Genomic DNA, 18,136 nt, shown 5'->3' with positions numbered 1-18,136 from the left:
TTCTACGAGGCTTGTCTATTTTACGATAATTTACGATAAAATCGATATAGTTATTTATATGTGCATGGTCTCCCTAGAACAGGAGTTGTCTATGATTCATGAATTGCCGGATAGACTAGAAGCAGCAGAGCTGTCGTCATGATCAGAACCAACCGGACAGGCGGCATAATCCTGTCCGGTTCCCGCTGATCTAAATTATACCGGGGCTCTGCAATTACAGCAGGCTGATTACGAGCAGTTCATACAGCACTAACGGAAGAATGACATTGTTGTAGTAATAGGAGCCGAACAAACCGCGGTTGTACCTGTATCCTGGGGCTGTGTAGCCGCCTGGGGATTCCGGCTGTCCGTACTGCTGTCCGTATTGTCCGGCATACCCCGGCTGTCCGTACTGCTGTCCGTATTGTCCGGTATACCCCGGCTGCCCGTACTGTTGTCCGTATTGTCCGGCATATCCTGGCTGTCCGTACTGCTGTCCGTATTGTCCGGCATATCCCGGCTGTCCGTATTGCTGGCCGTATTGTCCGGCATACCCCTGTTGTCCGTACTGCCCATAGCCACCGTACTGTCCGTAGCTGCTAGGATAACCGTACCCGTATTCCGGATCATCGCCGCCCTGCTGGCCGGGAATCATGAGAAACAACAGGCCGCCGTCCGTATGCGATAATACGCCTTCGTAAGTTATTCCGTCTGCCGTCTGGATGCGAACAGGCCGGTTCGAGTACTGCTTACAGATTTTGTGCAGCTGCTCCTTCATGCTTTTGATCGTTTGGACGGCATTCGGATTGGCCTGATAGACCACTTGCTGATGACCTTCTTTTGGCGCCATGCGTTTAACCTCCACTGATATCCAATGTGCTGTGCTGATGACATCCTATGCTATAGCCCATAGAGAGGTGCGGCAATTTCTTCGATGCCCTGCGGAGGATTGCAACCTGCGCAGTCGTTTTGGTAACATAAATAGCAGGTTTATGTTTGTATATATATTCAATCGAGGCACCGCTCGGAATAAGGAGATTTCTGATGAATGTAGTAGAGTGGATTGAGCTGATGTTCAAGCAGTACGGATATTTGGTATTGCTGATTGGACTTCCTATAGATTTTATTGCGCTGCCATTGCCTCCAGGCCAGACGACGCTTACGTTTACAGGTTATTTGGCCTATAAAGGCGTATTCGGCTTGTTCCCGGCTATGGCGGCAGCTTTTGCAGGAGCGGTGATCGGGGTCACGGTCACATATCTGATCGGATACAAGGTAGGGGCCCCGCTGGTGGAGCGGTATGGCAAATGGATATTTATCAAGCCCGCCCAAATTGAGAAAACAAGGCGCACTTATGATAAATACGGAAATAAAATGCTGCTGGTCAGTTTTTTTGTACCTGGCGTGCGGCAATTTTTTGGCTATTTCGTGGGAATTATCCGGGTGCCGTTCCGGACATTCGCTATTTATGCTTATACCGGGGCAGCGATTTGGGTGATTGTGTTCGTCGGCATCGGCTATGTGTTCGGGGAGCAGTGGCAGCATATATTCTCGTTAGTAGAGAGCTATTTGAAATACATATGCACGGGGATCGGGGCGCTGCTGGTATTCTGGTTTATCTGGAAATGGCGGAGGCTTCGCTTGAAGGAGACGAAGGCGGAGAAAGAGCCTGGTTAGCCCTTATGGTCTACGGGCGGGACGATTTATAGACACAAAAAGCACTAAAAGACGCGAGGCAGATGCTTGCTTCGCGCCTTTTTATTTATTTTCTTCACTTTCAGCGGTTTCCCTTACTTTAACCAGTGACCATATCGTGAAAATATTACTTATCAAGCTCAATCCAGCAGCAATGATTGCAAGCTCATCGGCGGTAAGCTCTGCTAATTCAATATCCTCTTGCTTTGATTTCTTTTTCCTTTTCGCCAAGCTATCACCTGCTCAAATCTTGTTCTTTCATCATATGCAGCTTTTTGCTCTCAAGGCATGGGCAATGCACATGTTTTCCGGCGTCAGGCAGGATGGGCGGATTCATGCGTTTTTGTTCTTTGATTAAAGCCTTGGCACTCTGTTATCATTATAGCTGGATATTCGAAAGTGTTCGGAAAAGCGATGTTATATGATTTTCAATAGGAAGGGACAGGAACATGAGCGTTCAGTTGACGACCAGGGTTATCAAATTACTATGCGGTGATGCTAATTACAAGCAAGGGGATACCTATGTTCAAAATGGACAGGTGCATTTAAATAATCCCGATCCTGGGGCTTCGGAATATACAGTACGGGTTCGGGGCATGGAGAGCTACAGTGTATCTGTAATCATCGATAGTGATGGTGACGTGGAGGCTGATTGCTCTTGCCCCGCGAGCGGGAATAGAGATCATTATTGCCGGCATATCGCCGGGGCATTAATTGCAATCCATGACCTAAAGCATGACGGGGCCAAGCCCGACCGGGCTTACAGTCTGACCGCGGATTTGGACGAGGCCGATGGACTGCGAGGAGCTGCCGCTCGAGCGGTAAATTCAGATTCCTCCTATGCGCCGGGCTCTCCAAAAGGCAGGGCAGGCCGTGGATGGTCGAACGGGACTCACATGACGTCAAGATTCCGGCGCAGCTCGCTTGCTACACAAGACGCAGGGATTACTAAAGGGATATTAAAAATATTCGATGACAGACCGCAGGGCCGGCTGGTTCGCACCCAGCATCTGGCTGATCTCAAGACACCGCTTGAGGTTGAAATCATTTGCAGGCTGCATCCCTACCGGTCTCAGAAGCATCTGTTTGGCGTGGAGCTTAAGGTCGGGACGAAGCGGCTGTATATCGTGCAAAAAATCCGCGAATTCCTCGACTGTGTGGAACGCGGGGAGCCCTATGAGTTCTCAAAACATTTCACGTACTTGCCGGAGCTTCATTATTTTCGGCCTGAAGACGAAATCGTCATTCGCCAGCTGCTGCAAATCTGCCGCAATGAGCGGATGTACCAGGAGACCAGCTCCAAGCTTGGGGCCAGTTCGGCGTATGACCGGCTGATCAGCGATGATCGGCTGCTGCTTATTCCGCCGTTTGCCTGGGATGGTCTGCAGCCTTTGCTTACGGGGAACTCGGCGGTGCAAATTATGCGGGAGCAGCATCGAACGCACGCTTTTGAAATTTCCAATGAGAGGCTTCCGCTTCATTTCGAGTTCGATTCGCATGATTCGGGGGGATACCAGCTTCGGATCGACGGGCTGGACGAGCTTATTGTCCTGGAGCCATATGGGCTCGTGCTGTCCGGCGATAAGCTGGTCCCGCTGCCTGCAGAGCAATGCGGCCGTTTATCTGAGTTGAAGCATATGCTGTATTTCTCGCGAAGCCAGGACATATTTATATCGGCGGAGCAAATGGAGCCGTTCATCGAGAAGGTCGTCCCCGGATTGCGAAAGCTAGGCATCGTTCAGATGAGCGAAGCGATTTCGGAGCAAATCGTGCACGCGGCGTTGACGGCCAGGCTCTACCTGGACAGGGTCAGAGACCGCCTGCTGGCCGGGCTCGAATTCCAGTACGGGGACATTGTCTTCAATCCGTTAGCGCCTCATGATGAGCGGCGCGGGGAGAGCCGTATCATTATGCGCGACGGCGACAAAGAGGGGCAAATATTGAGTCTGATGGAGACCGGATTGTTCGCGCAAACGGAAAGCGGCTATTTCCTGGACGATGAGGATAGTGAATACGAGTTCCTGTACAGGATTCTGCCGGAGCTGGAGAAGCTGGTTCATGTGTATGCCACCTCTGCGGTCAAGGCCAGGCTGTACACGGAACATGCGCCGCCGCAAATCCGTGTCAATGTAGATGAGCGAACCGACTGGCTGGAATTCAAATTTGAAATGGAAGGCATTCCGGAAACGGAAATCAAAAACGTGCTCTTATCGCTGGAGGAGAAGCGAAAATACTACCGGATGCCGGACGGGGCATTGCTTCCGCTGGAGAGCAGCGAGTTCCAGGAGATGATTAAGCTTATGAACGAGGTGGGGATCCGCCGGGCCGATTTGAACGGTGCAGAAGCCCGGCTGCCTGCCGTTCGGGGGCTTCATTTTATGAATTATGCGGGAACGGCCTCTAATGTGAAGCTGGGCAAATCATTGCGGCGTCTGCTGGATCATATGCGGAATCCGGACCATCTGGATTTTCCCGTTCCCCAGCAGCTGGTCGATGTGCTGCGGGACTATCAAAAATACGGGTACCAATGGATGAAGACCCTCGCGCATTATCGGTTTGGCGGAATACTGGCCGATGATATGGGGCTTGGAAAAACGCTGCAGAGCATTGCCTTTATCGTCTCGGTGCTCCCGGAAATCCGCCAGCAGGATCTGCCGGCGCTGATCGTCGCGCCGGCCTCCCTCGTGTATAATTGGCGCAATGAGCTTGGCAAGTTCGCCCCGGATATCAAGGCGCTTGTCGTAGACGGCAGCCGGACCGAACGGGGACGGGCGATAAGAAATTCCTCCGGGATCGATGTCATCATTACGTCGTATCCGCTCTTGAGGCGGGATGTCGATTTATACGAAGGCCGCTCATTCCATACGCTTGTGCTGGATGAAGCTCAGGCCTTCAAGAATCATACGACCCAGACGGCACAGGCAGTAAAGTCGATTTACGCGAAATACCGGTTTGCGCTGACCGGAACTCCGATCGAGAATTCGCTAGAGGAGCTGTGGTCGATTTTTGAGGCGGTGTTTCCGGAGCTCTTCCCGGGCAGAAAGGAATTCAATGAATTGTCCCGGGAGACGATTGCCCGGCGAATCCGTCCATTCCTGCTCCGCCGTTTGAAAAGCGATGTGCTGAAGGAGCTGCCGGAGAAGATTGAGACGCTGCAGGCCTCCGAGCTGCTGCCTGAGCAGAAGAAGCTGTATCTTGCCTATTTGGCCAAGCTGCAGCAGGAGACGCTCAAGCATCTGGATCAGGATGATTTTAACCGGAACCGGATTAAAATTCTGGCCGGCCTGACTAGGCTGCGCCAGCTATGCTGCCATCCTGGATTGTTCGTAGACGATTACAAGGGGAGCTCGGCCAAATTCGAGCAGCTGCTGGAAATCGTGGAGGAATGCCGCAGCGCCGGGAAACGCATGTTAATCTTCTCGCAATTTACGGAAATGCTGGGCCTGATCGGGCGGGAGCTGGGCTATGAAGGCGTTCCATTCTTCTACCTCGATGGCAGTACGCCGGCAGCGGAAAGGGTCGAGCTGTGCAGCCGGTTCAACGGCGGGGAGAAGGACGTGTTCCTGATTTCCCTGAAGGCCGGCGGCACAGGGCTCAATTTAACCGGAGCTGATACGGTTATTTTGTACGATCTGTGGTGGAATCCTGCCGTGGAGGAGCAGGCTGCCGACCGGGCGCACCGCATGGGGCAGAAGAAGGTGGTTCACGTCATTCGCCTGGTTACGCAGGGCACTGTCGAGGATAAAATGTACGAGCTGCAGCAGAAGAAGAAAAATTTGATCGACGAGGTCATTCAGCCAGGGCAGGAGGCGCTGTCTTCATTGACGGAGGAGGAAATCCGCGAGATCCTGGCGATCTAGCGGTTGAACTGACAATAGAATCGTTTGGCGACCAATAAAAGCGACAATAAAAGGAGCTGTCCCAAACCTATCCTTTTGTCATGCCGCCTCTTTTCGCAATGATACGTACTATACTTAACAATGGCTTCGACTTTGTTCTGCTCCAAGATTTTATTTTTACCGTCATAGCCCGCATCGGCAATGACGGTTTTTTTTAGATGACTGGGAGACAGCCTCTTCTTGTGCATAGAACGAACATTTATTTTTAATGGATTCCCCATTCATAATCTAGAATAGGCCTGAATTTTGAAAGCCGAAATCCGGAGTGTGTTGGTAACTTTTAAAATTGACTCTGTCGGTTTTAAAAGTTGTCAGCACTTAGGCTTGGAAGCGACCGCTTGCCCATAATGTGACTAACACGCTCACGGTTCCGGCCGCCTATGATGAGACTAAACACGCTCCCGGCTCTGGCCGCCTATGATGAGACTAAACACGCTCCCGGCACCGGCTGCCCATGATGAGACTAAACACGCTCCCGGCACCGGCTGCCCATGATGAGACTAAACACGCTCCCGGCTCCGGCCGCCTATGATGAGACTAAACACGCTCCCGGCTCCGGCCGCCTATGATGAGACTAAACACGCTCCCGGCACCGGCTGCCCATGATGAGACTAAACACGCTCCCGGCTCCCCTTTACGCCGAGCCTGAATCGCGGACTTCTGTTCTAAATGGATTTATGGTAGTTAATTTCTGCGGCAAAGAAAGGGAAGCAAATTTAAATGGATTTTACGTCGTTAGAAGAAGGGAGATCGCCATCATGGGCTGGATTCTTGATTTTTGATGCATAAAATCCATCTAATTCATTGAATCATTTGTTTAGAGCATAATTAGATACATGAATTCCATTTATGTTCTAGTTAGATAGGCTCAACAGCTCATGTTAGAGTTCAACAGCTATGTTCGAGTGTAAAGGCTTATGCTCTAGTTCAACAGCTCATGTTTGAGTTTGACAGCTTATGTTCTAGTTCGATAGCTATGTTCGAGTTTACAAGCTTAGTCGGCAGCTTATATAGATGAGCCTGAATGGGATGCAATAAGGGAGAAATTAAATTTACAGAAATAGATTCAGGCAAAACCGGATTCTGTCAAAACGGATAGCTTTTTAAAAGAAAGGGGCGCCCCTCAGTCATCTATAATGACTTCTGGGACTGCCCCTTTGTTGCTCCTTGCTAGAGTTGTCTGTTTGCAGTTCCTTGCTAGCAGTTGCCTGCTTGCTGCGTACAAATTGCATACTTATTGCTACTTGCCTGTTATTTACATGTTACGTACTTGTTACCTGCTTGCTGCTTACTTCTTGATAACGGCCCCCTTGGCAGCGGCCTGCTCGCTTTGCTCCTGGGTCATATTGTTCACGGCGCTGAAGAGCGCTTTGACTGAGGAGGTCATGATATCGACGTCGATGCCGCAGCCCCAATGGATCTTGCCGTCCGGCGCCGTAATGCCGACATAGGATACGGCTTGGGAGCTGGAGCCGACCTCAAGCGCATGCTCCTTGTAGACCAGATTGCTGTAGCTGATGCCGAGCTTTGACTGCAGAGCGTTGCTAATCGCGTCCAGTCTACCGTTGCCTACTCCGTTGATCTCCTGAACCACTCCGTCTTGCTTCACTGTAACCGTCGTCTCATAATCATCGTGGTGCGTAAAGCGATAGTTCAGGAACTCGACAGGCGAGTTGATATTAACGTAGACTTCTTTGAAAATATCGTAAATTTCGTTCGCCATCAATTCCTTGGCCAGACGATCGGAGACGTTCTTGACCCGGTAGCCGAAGTCCTCGCGCATTTTCGGCGGCAGATCCAGGCCGTAGTGCTGCTCAAGCAGGTAGCCGATACCGCCCTTGCCGGATTGGCTGTTAATGCGGATGACATCGCCTTCGTATTCGCGGCCGATATCCTTCGGATCGATCGGCAGATAAGGCACCGTCCAATGCTCACAGTCATGCTCCTCGCGCCATTTCATGCCTTTGGCGATGGCGTCCTGGTGAGAGCCGGAGAAAGCGGCGAATACGAGCTTGCCCGCATACGGCTGTCTTTCGTTCACTTTCATTTTGGTCATCCGTTCGTAAACCTCGATGATTTCCGGGATATTCTCGAAATTCAGCTTCGGATCGACGCCGTGGGAGTACATATTCAAGGCCAGGGTTACAAGGTCCACGTTCCCCGTCCGCTCCCCGTTGCCGAACAGCGTTCCTTCGACGCGCTGGCCTCCGGCAAGCAGGGCCAGTTCTGTATCGGCAATCCCGGTTCCCCGGTCATTGTGTGGGTGCAGGGACAGGATCACGTTGTCTCGATATTTCAAATGATCGCTCATATATTCGATTTGGCTCGCATAAACGTGCGACATGGACATGGAGACTGTAGCCGGCAGGTTGATGATGACCTTGTTGTCGGCGGTTGGCTGCCATACGTCGAGCACGGCATTGCAGATCTCAAGCGCAAAATCGACCTCGGTGCCGGTAAAGCTCTCAGGCGAGTACTGGAATTTGAAATTGCCCTCGGTTTCTGCCGCATATTTCTTCAACAGCTCGGCTCCGGTCACCGCAATATCGATAATTTCCTGCTTGGATTTCCGGAATACCTGCTCACGCTGGGCGACGGAGGTGGAGTTGTACAGATGCACGACCGCCTGCTTTGCGCCTTTGAGGGATTCGAAGGTTTTCTGAATAATGTGCTCCCTGGATTGAGTCAGCACCTGGATCGTTACGTCGTCGGGAATGAGATCCTGCTCGATCAGGGTGCGCAGAAAGGTATATTCCGTCTCGGAGGCCGCAGGGAAGCCGACTTCGATTTCTTTAAAGCCCAGCTTAACGAGCACTTGGAAAAATTCGAGCTTCTCCTCCAGGTTCATCGGTACGACCAGGGCCTGGTTTCCATCGCGAAGATCGACGCTGCACCAAATAGGGGCTTCGGTAATGTACTCCTTTTGCGTCCATTTCAGGCTCGTTTTGGGAGGCATAAAATAACCTCTAGTGTATTTTTCGAAATTTTTCATAGCAATGTCCACCTTTCCCTCGTATTGGATCTTCATTAATTTACAACTTATTTGTATTAGGAATATAAAAAAGCCTTCCATCTCCAATGACATTAGAGACGAAAGGCTGTTGTCAGCTTACGCGGTACCACTCTGATTCATACCGTAACGGTATGCACTCTGCGGATACGGGCTGCGCACTCGAACGAGACACGGCCGTATATCCTCCTACTGTAACGGTTAGGCTCCGGCTCCACCTACTCTAATACAATTTCAGCGAGCTACTTCAAGGTGAGTTCGGATTTGGCTTGCGACTGTTTTGCACCGGCCAACAGCTCTCTGGGCGCCCAGCGTCAATCCTACTATTCCTCTTCAACGTATTTGAATATTGACGTTAGTTTACTACAATGCAGCAAGGGAATCAAGATATTTTTGACAAGGCTTTGTAAAGTATTTCGTTAAGTCGGAAGTGCCGCTCACTCTTAGGGGGCGGAGGAGCGCAGCACCTGAACGGTTGCCGACCTATAGCTTCCTTTGTAATAAGCGTTGATTTTGGTCGTTCCCGCCTTGAGTCCTACGAGGTCGCCATTGTCGTCATAGTCAGCGATCTCCGGATTCTCGCTTCTGAACCTTGTGAGGTGGGTGATGTCGGTTCGCTTGGAAGTGGCATAATCGTAAATGTATGCTCTTGTATCCAGTCTATCTCCGACAGAGAGCGAGTATTCGCTGGAATCCAGATTGAAGCCGGCCGGCTCTAGTTCGTCTGAATCCTCGGGCAGCACGATAATCGACATAGTGGTCTGCAGGCCCTGATAGCTTGCGACAAGACGAGTAGCGCCCGGTTCGATTCCCGTTATCCGGCCCAGGCCGTCAACTGCTGCAATTGAAGGATCTTCGATCTGGTACTGCGCGGCAGCCGAGAGGGCATTCGTGTAACCATCGGAGTAGACGGCCTGAATAACGGTAGGGGCGCTATGGCCTTTGAGCACTTTTTTCTCGGATTCTGTAAAAGTGATCTTCATCAGCGTCCGATCGATCGGCGGAGCGGTTTCCTGCGGCTTGGGCAGCTTGCTCAGCTGGGCTTTGTAGAAATCGCCTCTCTTGATTGTGCCTGTTACGATAAACCCGCCGTCCAGAGCTGCCGCTCCTTCGCCGTGACTGTAGAGCGTCGGTCCCTCGTATAAATATTCGCCCAGCACTAGTCCCTCATGGTCGACGGTCAGCACGGCGTATTGCCTCCTGATGTTCGGGTAGTCCCCTTTCGTATTAGCTCCAAGCAAGGCGTAGCCGTGCTCGGCGGGAACCAAGTGGCTGTAGGTTCTTGTACCTGTCTCATATTTGGAAGGATAGGCTTTCTCCCAGAGAATATTGCCGCTAGCATCAATCTTGGTTAACAGGTTATCGCTTTGGCCGTAAGAGGTTTTGCGATTCCCGATGAGGTAGCCTTCGTCTTGGGCCGGGATAATGGAATAAGCAAGGAAGTTTGCGGTCTTGTCCTGGTACTGCTTGTTCCACTCCATAACGCCCTGTGCGTCCAGCTTGATGATAAGCAGCGCATTTTGGACATCCCCGATCTCATAGCTCTGTCTCGTAATGCTGCCTACGGCGAGAAAGCCGCCGTCCGGAGTTTGAACGAGATCATATAAATCCTGGTCGTCCCCGAACCAATATTTCTTGTACCACAGCTGCTCGCCCTCGGCATTGGCTCTAAGGACAAAGGCGGAATAAATGCCGGCGCTGGTCGCGCCAAACCCGGTAACGGCATACCCGCCGTCGGCTGTCTCTATGACCGAGAGCGGGTTGTTATAGTAGTAAGAGTCATCATAGGTGCTCTCCCATTGAATGTTGCCATGGGCATCCAGCTTCACCAGGTAGATTACGCTGTAAGGCTTGCCGCTGTAATCCGTAATCGTTCCTGCGACCAAGTAACCGCCGTCTTGCGTTTCTATGGCATTTCTTGCCTGGTCATTCGAGGAGTAGTTGATTTTCGTCTCCCATTCCGTACTGCCTTCCGAATCGGTCTTCACGATGTAAGCCAGCGTTTCCAGATACCCCCAGGGGCCAGGCTCCGAAATATCGCCCAACAACAAATATCCCCCGTCCGACGTACTGATGGCGCCTTTACCGGAGGAACGTGTCCCATAGTCCCTGGACCATTCCATGGCCGTCTGTTTTGGCTCTGGTGCTGCTGCATAAATAGACGGGGCCAGGCCGGGGAGTCCTTCAGTTGCGGTTATGCCGGACAGCGTAATTACTAGTGCAGCAAAAAAGAGGCTTGGGCTGCGGAGCAAGGGTTTAAATAAATTAAATCGTCGGGCCGGAGATTTAAACAAATAGTTCACTCCTTTCAGTTTTGAAGAACAAGCTCGTGTTACCGGATTTGGAATTGAAGATAGATTTTTTGAAATGGAATAAAATGGATTATATAAGTACATTATGATTCTAAAAGGGAATATAATTAATCCCACAAAGAGCATATATTCCTATGAATATGTAATTATTTTTCTTTGTTGGTAGATATTTGATTTGTGGAGCTTTGGAAGGAGAGTGGAATGGGACGGAGGAAGAAGGAATACTTTTGGCATGAGAAAAAGGTCATTTTTGGAAATTTATTTTTTATCGATAATCAGCACGTATTGTTGTATGTTGTCGAAAAATAACTTTGGAAGCAGCGCTTGACTTCTAACTAACAATTTCATATAATGAAATAGTCGTTTGCGGGGCCTTAGCTCAGCTGGGAGAGCGCATCGCTGGCAGCGATGAGGTCAGGGGTTCGATCCCCCTAGGCTCCATACTAATAAGGAACGTCACCACATATCGTGGTGGCGTTTTTTTGTTCGGATTGCCTAGGGGACGATGAACCCCAAAATAGGGGTTCGCCCACGCGCAGGGAGTCGATGCGATGGTGGTCAGACATTAGAATGAACGATCTTATAGTTTTTTGGACAAAGGGCATGGTTACATACGCCTATTAATGAGAAAAAGGTATCTACTTCGCCTCTGGGAGCGCTTTTGTAGATTTTATTCGGATAGTGGGAACATTTCTGAGGTAAGTATTTTTGCAATCGTTCTTGTGGACGCCGCTGGGCATTCCTGATTCGAAGCGAATGATGGAGGGTAGCCGCAAAGAGTACGAAAAAATCGTTGCCTTTCAGTACAGTACACATGCCCCGAGCCTCCAGCAAAGTGCAGAGAGGGGCGGGGCGTTTTGTGTTATCTTCAACAATCCCCCTTGCGTATTACGTTACGTAATAAGTTAGACTGAGTTTACTTTTAGTTGGGGAGGACGGTATGATGAAGAGGATAATGAAAAAGAAAAGATGGCGGCTGTTGATTTTTATCGTACTTGTCGGGGCGGCAGGCTTTGCATTATTTTATGTAATGCCGCCTAAAGTTGCACCTAATACCCAATAGGAATGGTTAAGCAGTGTAACAAAGAACATAACCCAGCCTTGGTCGACATTCTTCGGTATATTCATCGTACTATTGATCGCAAAAGATTCGTCGCAAAGTCCAAAAATCATATACCACTTTTTCTTTCCTTTATCCCCATACTTATCAAGCATTGAAATGCCATAAAACAAATGTCGTGCATTAACCATCAAAGTTAGAAAAAGAGCTTGAACCGGATTGAATGCTCCAAGCAATAAATTTGCTGTAACAAACTCTATAGAACCCGCAAATACGGTTAGACTGATTAGAAATGGATAAATGGCATTGAAACCAAGTGAATGCATATAGATTCCATATGCGATTCCCAAGAATACAAATCCTGCAAAAATGGGTATGGTAGATGGAAAAGCTGTCCTAAAAGCAATCCAGATTTTATTTCCTTTTTTCATGATGACTCACATCCTAGGTGTATTATGTTAAATCTCGTCAACTGGCACATAGAGGGTTCTTTTTTCTATACTCATCACCATACTTGTTTCAACTCTACTGACTGCGGAATTCTGCAGTAATGAATCGATAATGAAATTTCGATAGCTTTCCATATCCTTTGCAACAATCTTAAGCAAATAATCATGGCTTCCAGTAAGTGTGTAACATTCTTGAACCTGCGACAATTTGTTTATGACCTCTAAAAACGAATGGATGGTTTCTCTATTCAGAGGTGTTAAGTTGACGAGTACAAAAGCAGTTACTTCCATTCCTAATTTTTTCTCATCAACAATAGTTGCAAATTTTTTGATAATCCCTGTTTCTACTAAGTTTTTTGTTCTTGCAAGGCAAGCCGATGGTGAAAGCCCAATTTTTTTTGATAAATTCAAATTTGATATTGAAGCATCTTCCTGCAGTTCTCTTAATATTGCCTTATCATTTTCGTCAAGACTATTCATCATACCGCACACCTCCTGAGAAATGAATTAAATTCATCTGATTAGACATTCTATCGAATTTGATAATTATAGTCAAATAAATAACGAATTTAATTCTATAAATATAAAAAATAACAGAATATAATTCTTTGGAGTTATATTCAGATTGCTGTGAGCAGCTATTCAAATCAACCGCTTAGGGATGCTGAATTAAATTATTACAAATAGGCTTAGAAGCAGGTTCTTATCCTTTTAAATTTGCAGAATAATGAAGGACGCAGTCTCGTAATTTGCGTGCCGCTATTGCCAAATATCGCTTCTCATCCAAAGCAAGCTGATAGGTTCGCTCGTAATTTGGGTTTTTAATCAGAATTAGCGGAAAAGGGAAGTATTCATCAAACGGGGTTTCAATACTAAAACAACTGATAAAACATTTGGGTTTTTACAAAGGAATGCTTGCAGGATTAGTACTTAAGAGAGAATCTTTCAGGTGCCTTTCAGTAATCCCATCGGTGATAAATGTTCAATCGAGTTTTTCGGAGCAGCACTCGAATTCAGAGGTCAAGGAGAGGCTTCGCAAGTGATTTCTTATATTATCGAAAGTACGCCAAATAAAGTGTACTTGATTGAAGAGGTGGCCGATACGAATATCAAGGCAATAAAATTTTACGATAAGTTAGGGCTTAAGGAGTACAAGAGGAAAGCACTTCCAAGAAGGTTCGCTGAGAATAATGGAATAAACCATCTTATATCTTTAAAATATGTGAGATGAATATTGATCAATTTCTTGGGCAGTGCAACCGATAATGGAGGGAAGCCGCATTTTTGACAGCGAAGAACTCAGGGGATTGGGGTTGATCTCCTAGGCTCCTAGGCTCTATAGGAAAAAAGGCTAGCCATAGTTGCTGGCTTTTTTTTGTTCTGTTTGGAACGGGGCGGGCATAGGAGGTGACCGTTCCGTTATTCAGGTCTAACGAATCTCACTCACGCTATTCGTACATATTTGCGTTTATTTAAATCTAGCGAATTTCAGACACTCTATTTACGGGTTTATCCTCTGCTTGGAGCCGTAAAGAATGAAATAAGGTTATCTGATTTCGTTACATTTTGATAACGGTTGTATTTAGACCAATAGCGATCGTAAGATTCGTTATAATGTTTCGGTCACGGTCCGCATTCACTTTACGGTCGAGCTCACCATATGCGTTATGCTTCGCGGTCGTATTTATGGTTGTATTCACTTCTTGTCTTGTTCAAGTTCTCGGTTGCTTTGGTTTGGTCTAAATCTCCGTCTCGATCCTGTCATATTTCGGTTCCATTCTCGGTCATTCGCACCCGCTCCCGCCCACATCTCATTCTAATGTTGGGTCACATCTCGCTTACGGTCCAAGTCATGCCCTAAGCTTCGCTCTAAGTTTCGATCTAAGCTTCAGCATCGGGGAGCCTGTAGGTTCGATATCGTTGTTTGCCGCTGGCGATCAGCAGCAATTGCTTGCTAGCGAGTTGGCGGAGGATTTTGCGCGTATGTTGCTCCGAAAGTTGAAGATGGGCGGAAATTTCACGGGGTGTAAAAGGGCGCAGCAGTCTCCGGGCAAACCGTAAGGTTTCAGCCTCCGCCCAATGGAGTCCGGAGGGTACAGAGCAGGAGAGGAACTTTCCAATAAAGGAAAGGGTAAGCTGCTTGCAGACGCCCGGATCGTCGCTGATAGATAAATAGGCTATCGGGAGGAACAGCCAATCATCTAGAACCAGTAAAGACTGCTTCATGCACAAATCCTTAAATCGACTGACTTCAATATCTCTGGCGTGGCTCCGATAATCTTGAATTTCAATACAGCCCCTGGCATTTCCCGGCAAATACGCGAGATCAAGATAATGGTAGCCGTTGTTATAGTCTCTAACCTTATATTCTGGGTATAAGTGATCAAAGTTGCCTATGGTCGGAAACCAAATCTTGCGCAAAAATTCTACCGATCTCCCAGCTCAGCCCCTTTCGAAGCAGCTCTCTTCTTCGCGGAGTTATCTCCTTAGCAATTTGCTGATCCAGCCATTTTGGATAAACCTCTTCGAACATGCTCACTCCAGTTCGCTCCCATCCTAATAAAACAAAAACCGCCTTAACACCCGATGTTCGAGAACATGGATATCAAAGCGGTATATGCTTTACACCGATAATTTAAAATCTATTGTAGCCAATAGTGGGGGATTTTTCAAATGAATTTTGCCAAATAAAGCGCTTGGATTTCAAATAAACCACTTGAGTCAAAGATGATCGGTGAGGATTCAACAGGAAGCACCTGCAAACGACCAATTCTCTCTACCGGGCCTAGAGGCGCTGTTTCATCAGAAATCACATGTATTGATGATCCATCCGAGGCATGATAACAAGCACCGCTAAAGGATTTAGTTTGTTTAAATATAGGACTGCAAATGGGTAATTTCGGCAAACGTATACACGAGAAGCTTTTGTCTATAGAATAGAGTAGTTGATCTTAGATTAGGAGCGGATGGTATTATGGTCAAGGCTTATTCATGGCTCATTTTTTGTGTCATCGTTTGGGGGAGCAATTTTGTGTTTGGAAAGATGCTAATCCAACATTTCTCGCCAACGGTGCTGACCGAATTGAGACTATTGTTTATTGTGATGTTTTTAGTTGGACTAGCTGCTTTTAAAAAAGCTTTTGTGCGTATCAATAAAACCGATTTTATATTGCTGTTTGTTCTTGGTGTGATCGGCGTGTTTATTAATCAATGGTCCTTTTTTGCAGGCCTGCAAACCGCCGACCCTACAACGTCGGCATTAATTTTAGCAATGACGCCTATTTTGGCAGGGGTATTGGCCGCGGTATTTTTAAAGGAGAAATTAACGGTTCGGATGCTGCTGGGATCCATCATTGCAATATTAGGCATTTTCTTTGTAGTGACGAAAGGGAACTTTTCAACAATACATGTAGATCAAGGGCTGTTATGGATCGTGCTCACCATGGTGACATTTGCCATAATGATTATTATGACGAGAGTACTTTCTCAAAGAATCAATCCTCTGACAATCACTCTCTATTCAAATATCGTCGGCTTTATCGTTGGGCTGCCTTTCATATCTGCATTAGATCATCCCATTCGGATAAGTCTCCAAATCCAGGATTGGGCTTTTTTAATTGGAACAGCCGTGGTTGTGCATGGGATAGCCACGCTGATTTGGAATCAAAATATCCGGCATGTGGATGCGTCAAAAGCGTCAATTTTATCTAATTTAGAGCCTTTTGTTGCTATGGTGATGGGATTTGTTCTGCTGTACAAGCCAATCACGGGAGTGGAGATATTAGGTTCTCTCCTGATTGTCGGGGGAGTAGTGCTGTCCACTCTTCAACGAAAGAAAAAGGTTAGCCATTCTGGCTAGCCTTTTGTATTGGATGTTGAGCTTGACTGGCTTCTATATATGAAAAAGTTAGGAAGGATCAGCAGCAGGACCAGAGAGGCATAGACGCCAATGGAGTAGCTGGCAGCGTAATCAAAACCGAAGCCCTGTTGAACAAGGGAGGTCGTAAGATGAATCAGCACATTCGTAAAACAAAAAGCGTAGCTTCGCATCATCCAGCCCCGGTGCTGGGCGATCCGTTTCCTTTTGATTTGGACAAGCGCGGTGATGGTAAAAGCCATCCATATCATATTCATCGCATTGAATCCCATGCTGCTGATTTTTCCGCCAGTAGCGTAGGGGGCCATATAGCCGGAAGTCAGCACGACAATTAATACCGACACGACATAAACGTAGCCGTTAATGCGGTGGAATTTGCGGTTTTTGGCCAGGATCCGATTCGAAAAATTGAGCAGCCCTGCAGCCGTGGCGATGCAGGCAAAGGCAATATGCACATACATTACGTTTAACCATGTCCGAAGCTTTAACTCGCGGCGCAATCCGGTTTTGTGGCTCAAAAATTGCGTCGCTTCCGGATCAATCAAGTAGTTTTTTACTAAGGCGTACAGGATGACAATCATGCTGATCACGGACAAAATAATAAAAAGCGTATTACGTTTCTTCATATGACTTAAAATCCCCCATCGGTTCAGGAAACCCGTATTCCCGTTAATTTAGACCCCGGCAGTACGCCAGCTTTGGCGAATCCGGTCATTAGATTTCTTTCGGCAGCCACTTCAAATCTCAGGTTCAATCTCATCGGTTTGGAGATTTGGAGCGACCAGGCAAGCTTGTCGCCCTGAAGCAAGGGATTCATAAACGCTACCGTTTCATCTCCTTGCGTGGCTGTCCCCTGAGTGATCCCATTTCGGGTTGAAATCGAAAGCCTGACCTGTATTTTCCCGACAGGCGTTGCGATGGTTGTATCCCAATCTCCGTCAAAAGCAGATGCCTGGGCAGTATTATGCCGATTCTCCAATGCCGCCGTCTCTGTAGGCGTCCCCGGCGTTGGCAGCGTGCCCGAAGCGTTTGGATCGTTGCTGCTTAATTCCTTTTCAGTCCTTGGCGCCATGCCAATCTCTCGCCAAACGGTTCCTCTCCGTTCGAATTCAAACAGTTCCTCTACTGCATGGGCGATACGCGGCCCAAGCTCGCGTTCTACCAGATGCAGAGCTACATCGAGCCCGGATGTTACGCCTCCGCCTGTAACCAGATTGCCGTCATCGACAACGCGGGCCTGGATGGGAATAGCGCCGGTCGATCCGAGCAGATCCATGCCCAAACGATGGGTAACAGCCGATCTGCCTTCCAGCAAGCCTCCCATGGCTAACAGCAGGGAGCCGCCGCATACGGTAGCAACTACGACATCTTGCTGCAAAAACGCCTCCCGGATCAGTCGGGTTAATGCCGTATTCCTTGCCCGGACCAAAATAGCCGGCACGGAATCGGGCCTATCCCCGTCGACATCTCCAGATGCGCCAGGGACGAGAAGGATTCCCGCCCTATCCGGCTTCAGCTGGCCGCTGGCCTCAATGATTAACCCGTTCGTGCCGCTTGGCACGGGTCGTGGCCCTTCGGCCGTAACGAATTCAACGTTAAGTGCTCCGCCTGCAAACATTTCGGCAGCGCAGAACACCTCGTAAGGCGCAGTGGCATCTAAAAGATCAAAACCATCAAATAATACAATTTGAACGGATAGCATGAACCATTCTCCTTTTACCACATCAGTTTAGTTTGTATTGGCTGCAACATAACAGGATCATACCAATCAAATATCTCGAACCCGGCTATGAAAAAGTCACAAAACAATAAACAATTCATCACAAAACGTAAGGTTTGGTTTTTTGAATCAAAA

The 18,136-nt window shown here is 48.1% G+C and carries 14 protein-coding genes, 1 tRNA gene, 1 pseudogene and 1 other annotated feature; of the genes and pseudogenes, 6 read left to right on the top strand and 10 right to left on the bottom strand.

Annotated elements, in window-relative coordinates:
* Positions 1-214 precede the first annotated feature (214 nt).
* Positions 215-829 carry a hypothetical protein gene (locus BN2762_RS27370; RefSeq protein WP_055108781.1) on the bottom strand — a complete coding sequence of 205 codons (615 nt, stop codon included), beginning with the start codon at positions 827-829 and terminating at the stop codon, positions 215-217.
* Positions 830-1,023: 194 nt separating this feature from the next.
* On the opposite strand from BN2762_RS27370, the gene BN2762_RS20820 reads away from it, so the two are divergent.
* Positions 1,024-1,656, top strand: a complete 633-nt coding sequence (locus BN2762_RS20820; protein ID WP_055108780.1) for a DedA family protein — start codon at positions 1,024-1,026, stop codon at positions 1,654-1,656.
* Positions 1,657-1,737: 81 nt separating this feature from the next.
* Here the strand turns inward: BN2762_RS20820 and BN2762_RS27005 are convergent, their stop codons facing one another.
* The gene (locus BN2762_RS27005) at positions 1,738-1,905 is read right to left on the bottom strand and encodes a hypothetical protein (protein WP_154674776.1); all 168 of its coding nucleotides are present in this window, start codon (positions 1,903-1,905) and stop codon (positions 1,738-1,740) included.
* 218 nt (positions 1,906-2,123) lie between these two features.
* Here BN2762_RS27005 and BN2762_RS20815 point away from each other — a divergent pair, with 218 nt between their 5' ends.
* Positions 2,124-5,534, top strand: a complete 3,411-nt coding sequence (locus tag BN2762_RS20815) for a DEAD/DEAH box helicase (protein WP_055108779.1) — start codon at positions 2,124-2,126, stop codon at positions 5,532-5,534.
* Here the strand turns inward: BN2762_RS20815 and BN2762_RS27870 are convergent.
* Positions 5,531-5,761 carry a hypothetical protein gene (locus BN2762_RS27870; protein ID WP_055108778.1) on the bottom strand — a complete coding sequence of 77 codons (231 nt, stop codon included), beginning with the start codon at positions 5,759-5,761 and terminating at the stop codon, positions 5,531-5,533. The genes BN2762_RS20815 and BN2762_RS27870 overlap by 4 nt on opposite strands.
* Positions 5,762-6,175: 414 nt before the next feature.
* Between BN2762_RS27870 and BN2762_RS27865 the strand changes: the two genes are divergently transcribed.
* Complete coding sequence (locus BN2762_RS27865; RefSeq protein ID WP_222861103.1) at positions 6,176-6,355, top strand: hypothetical protein; 180 nt, start codon at positions 6,176-6,178, stop codon at positions 6,353-6,355.
* 506 nt (positions 6,356-6,861) lie between these two features.
* Here the strand turns inward: BN2762_RS27865 and BN2762_RS20805 are convergent.
* Together BN2762_RS20805 and BN2762_RS20800 are read right to left on the bottom strand one after the other, a co-directional pair.
* On the bottom strand, positions 6,862-8,565 hold the full coding sequence (locus BN2762_RS20805; RefSeq protein WP_055108777.1) for a 2-isopropylmalate synthase: 1,704 nt from the start codon (positions 8,563-8,565) through the stop codon (positions 6,862-6,864).
* A gap of 91 nt (positions 8,566-8,656) precedes the next feature.
* Positions 8,657-8,929, bottom strand: a binding site (T-box leader).
* Between the two features lie 97 nt (positions 8,930-9,026).
* The gene (locus tag BN2762_RS20800) at positions 9,027-10,877 is read right to left on the bottom strand and encodes a hypothetical protein (RefSeq protein ID WP_055108776.1); all 1,851 of its coding nucleotides are present in this window, start codon (positions 10,875-10,877) and stop codon (positions 9,027-9,029) included.
* A gap of 386 nt (positions 10,878-11,263) precedes the next feature.
* Here BN2762_RS20800 and BN2762_RS20795 point away from each other — a divergent pair.
* A tRNA-Ala gene (locus BN2762_RS20795) sits at positions 11,264-11,336 on the top strand.
* A 588-nt stretch (positions 11,337-11,924) separates the two neighbouring features.
* On the opposite strand, the pseudogene BN2762_RS20790 reads toward BN2762_RS20795, so the two are convergent.
* Together BN2762_RS20790 and BN2762_RS20785 are read right to left on the bottom strand one after the other, a co-directional pair.
* Positions 11,925-12,386, bottom strand: a pseudogene (locus tag BN2762_RS20790) (AzlC family ABC transporter permease); the annotation flags it as partial.
* Positions 12,387-12,413: 27 nt separating this feature from the next.
* Positions 12,414-12,887: an Lrp/AsnC family transcriptional regulator gene (locus BN2762_RS20785; RefSeq protein WP_055108775.1), complete on the bottom strand. Its 474-nt coding sequence runs from the start codon at positions 12,885-12,887 to the stop codon at positions 12,414-12,416.
* Between the two features lie 466 nt (positions 12,888-13,353).
* Between BN2762_RS20785 and BN2762_RS28355 the strand changes: the two genes are divergently transcribed.
* A complete protein-coding gene (locus BN2762_RS28355; protein WP_055108774.1) occupies positions 13,354-13,635 on the top strand; it encodes a GNAT family N-acetyltransferase in 282 nt (93 codons plus the stop codon).
* Positions 13,636-14,285: 650 nt separating this feature from the next.
* On the opposite strand, the gene BN2762_RS20775 is transcribed toward BN2762_RS28355, so the two are convergent.
* Positions 14,286-14,825 (bottom strand): transcriptional regulator, encoded by a 540-nt coding sequence (locus tag BN2762_RS20775; protein WP_316246818.1) that lies wholly within the window; start codon positions 14,823-14,825, stop codon positions 14,286-14,288.
* A gap of 553 nt (positions 14,826-15,378) precedes the next feature.
* Between BN2762_RS20775 and BN2762_RS20770 the strand changes: the two genes are divergently transcribed.
* Positions 15,379-16,263: a DMT family transporter gene (locus tag BN2762_RS20770; protein ID WP_055108773.1), complete on the top strand. Its 885-nt coding sequence runs from the start codon at positions 15,379-15,381 to the stop codon at positions 16,261-16,263.
* Here the strand turns inward: BN2762_RS20770 and BN2762_RS20765 are convergent.
* Together BN2762_RS20765 and BN2762_RS20760 are read right to left on the bottom strand one after the other, a co-directional pair.
* A complete protein-coding gene (locus BN2762_RS20765; protein WP_055108772.1) occupies positions 16,260-16,907 on the bottom strand; it encodes a DUF2306 domain-containing protein in 648 nt (215 codons plus the stop codon). The two genes, BN2762_RS20770 and BN2762_RS20765, sit on opposite strands and share 4 nt — an antisense overlap.
* 23 nt (positions 16,908-16,930) lie before the next feature.
* Positions 16,931-17,983: a DJ-1/PfpI family protein gene (locus tag BN2762_RS20760; protein ID WP_055108771.1), complete on the bottom strand. Its 1,053-nt coding sequence runs from the start codon at positions 17,981-17,983 to the stop codon at positions 16,931-16,933.
* Positions 17,984-18,136: the final 153 nt, after the last annotated feature.

This window comes from Paenibacillus ihumii, from assembly GCF_001403875.1.
GTDB lineage: Bacteria > Bacillota > Bacilli > Paenibacillales > Paenibacillaceae > Fontibacillus > Fontibacillus ihumii.
This window is presented reverse-complemented; position numbering and strand designations above follow the sequence as displayed.

Excerpts from the sequence above, each read along its gene's own strand:
- BN2762_RS27370 (WP_055108781.1), bottom strand. The coding sequence starts at position 829 with ATGGCGCCAAAAGAAGGTCATCAGCAAGTGGTCTATCAGGCCAATCCG.
- BN2762_RS20820 (WP_055108780.1), top strand. The coding sequence starts at position 1,024 with ATGAATGTAGTAGAGTGGATTGAGCTGATGTTCAAGCAGTACGGATAT.
- BN2762_RS20815 (WP_055108779.1), top strand. The coding sequence starts at position 2,124 with ATGAGCGTTCAGTTGACGACCAGGGTTATCAAATTACTATGCGGTGAT.
- BN2762_RS27870 (WP_055108778.1), bottom strand. The coding sequence starts at position 5,761 with ATGCACAAGAAGAGGCTGTCTCCCAGTCATCTAAAAAAAACCGTCATT.
- BN2762_RS27865 (WP_222861103.1), top strand. The coding sequence starts at position 6,176 with ATGATGAGACTAAACACGCTCCCGGCTCCCCTTTACGCCGAGCCTGAA.
- BN2762_RS20805 (WP_055108777.1), bottom strand. The coding sequence starts at position 8,565 with ATGAAAAATTTCGAAAAATACACTAGAGGTTATTTTATGCCTCCCAAA.
- BN2762_RS20785 (WP_055108775.1), bottom strand. The coding sequence starts at position 12,887 with ATGATGAATAGTCTTGACGAAAATGATAAGGCAATATTAAGAGAACTG.
- BN2762_RS20770 (WP_055108773.1), top strand. The coding sequence starts at position 15,379 with ATGGTCAAGGCTTATTCATGGCTCATTTTTTGTGTCATCGTTTGGGGG.
- BN2762_RS20765 (WP_055108772.1), bottom strand. The coding sequence starts at position 16,907 with ATGAAGAAACGTAATACGCTTTTTATTATTTTGTCCGTGATCAGCATG.
- BN2762_RS20760 (WP_055108771.1), bottom strand. The coding sequence starts at position 17,983 with ATGCTATCCGTTCAAATTGTATTATTTGATGGTTTTGATCTTTTAGAT.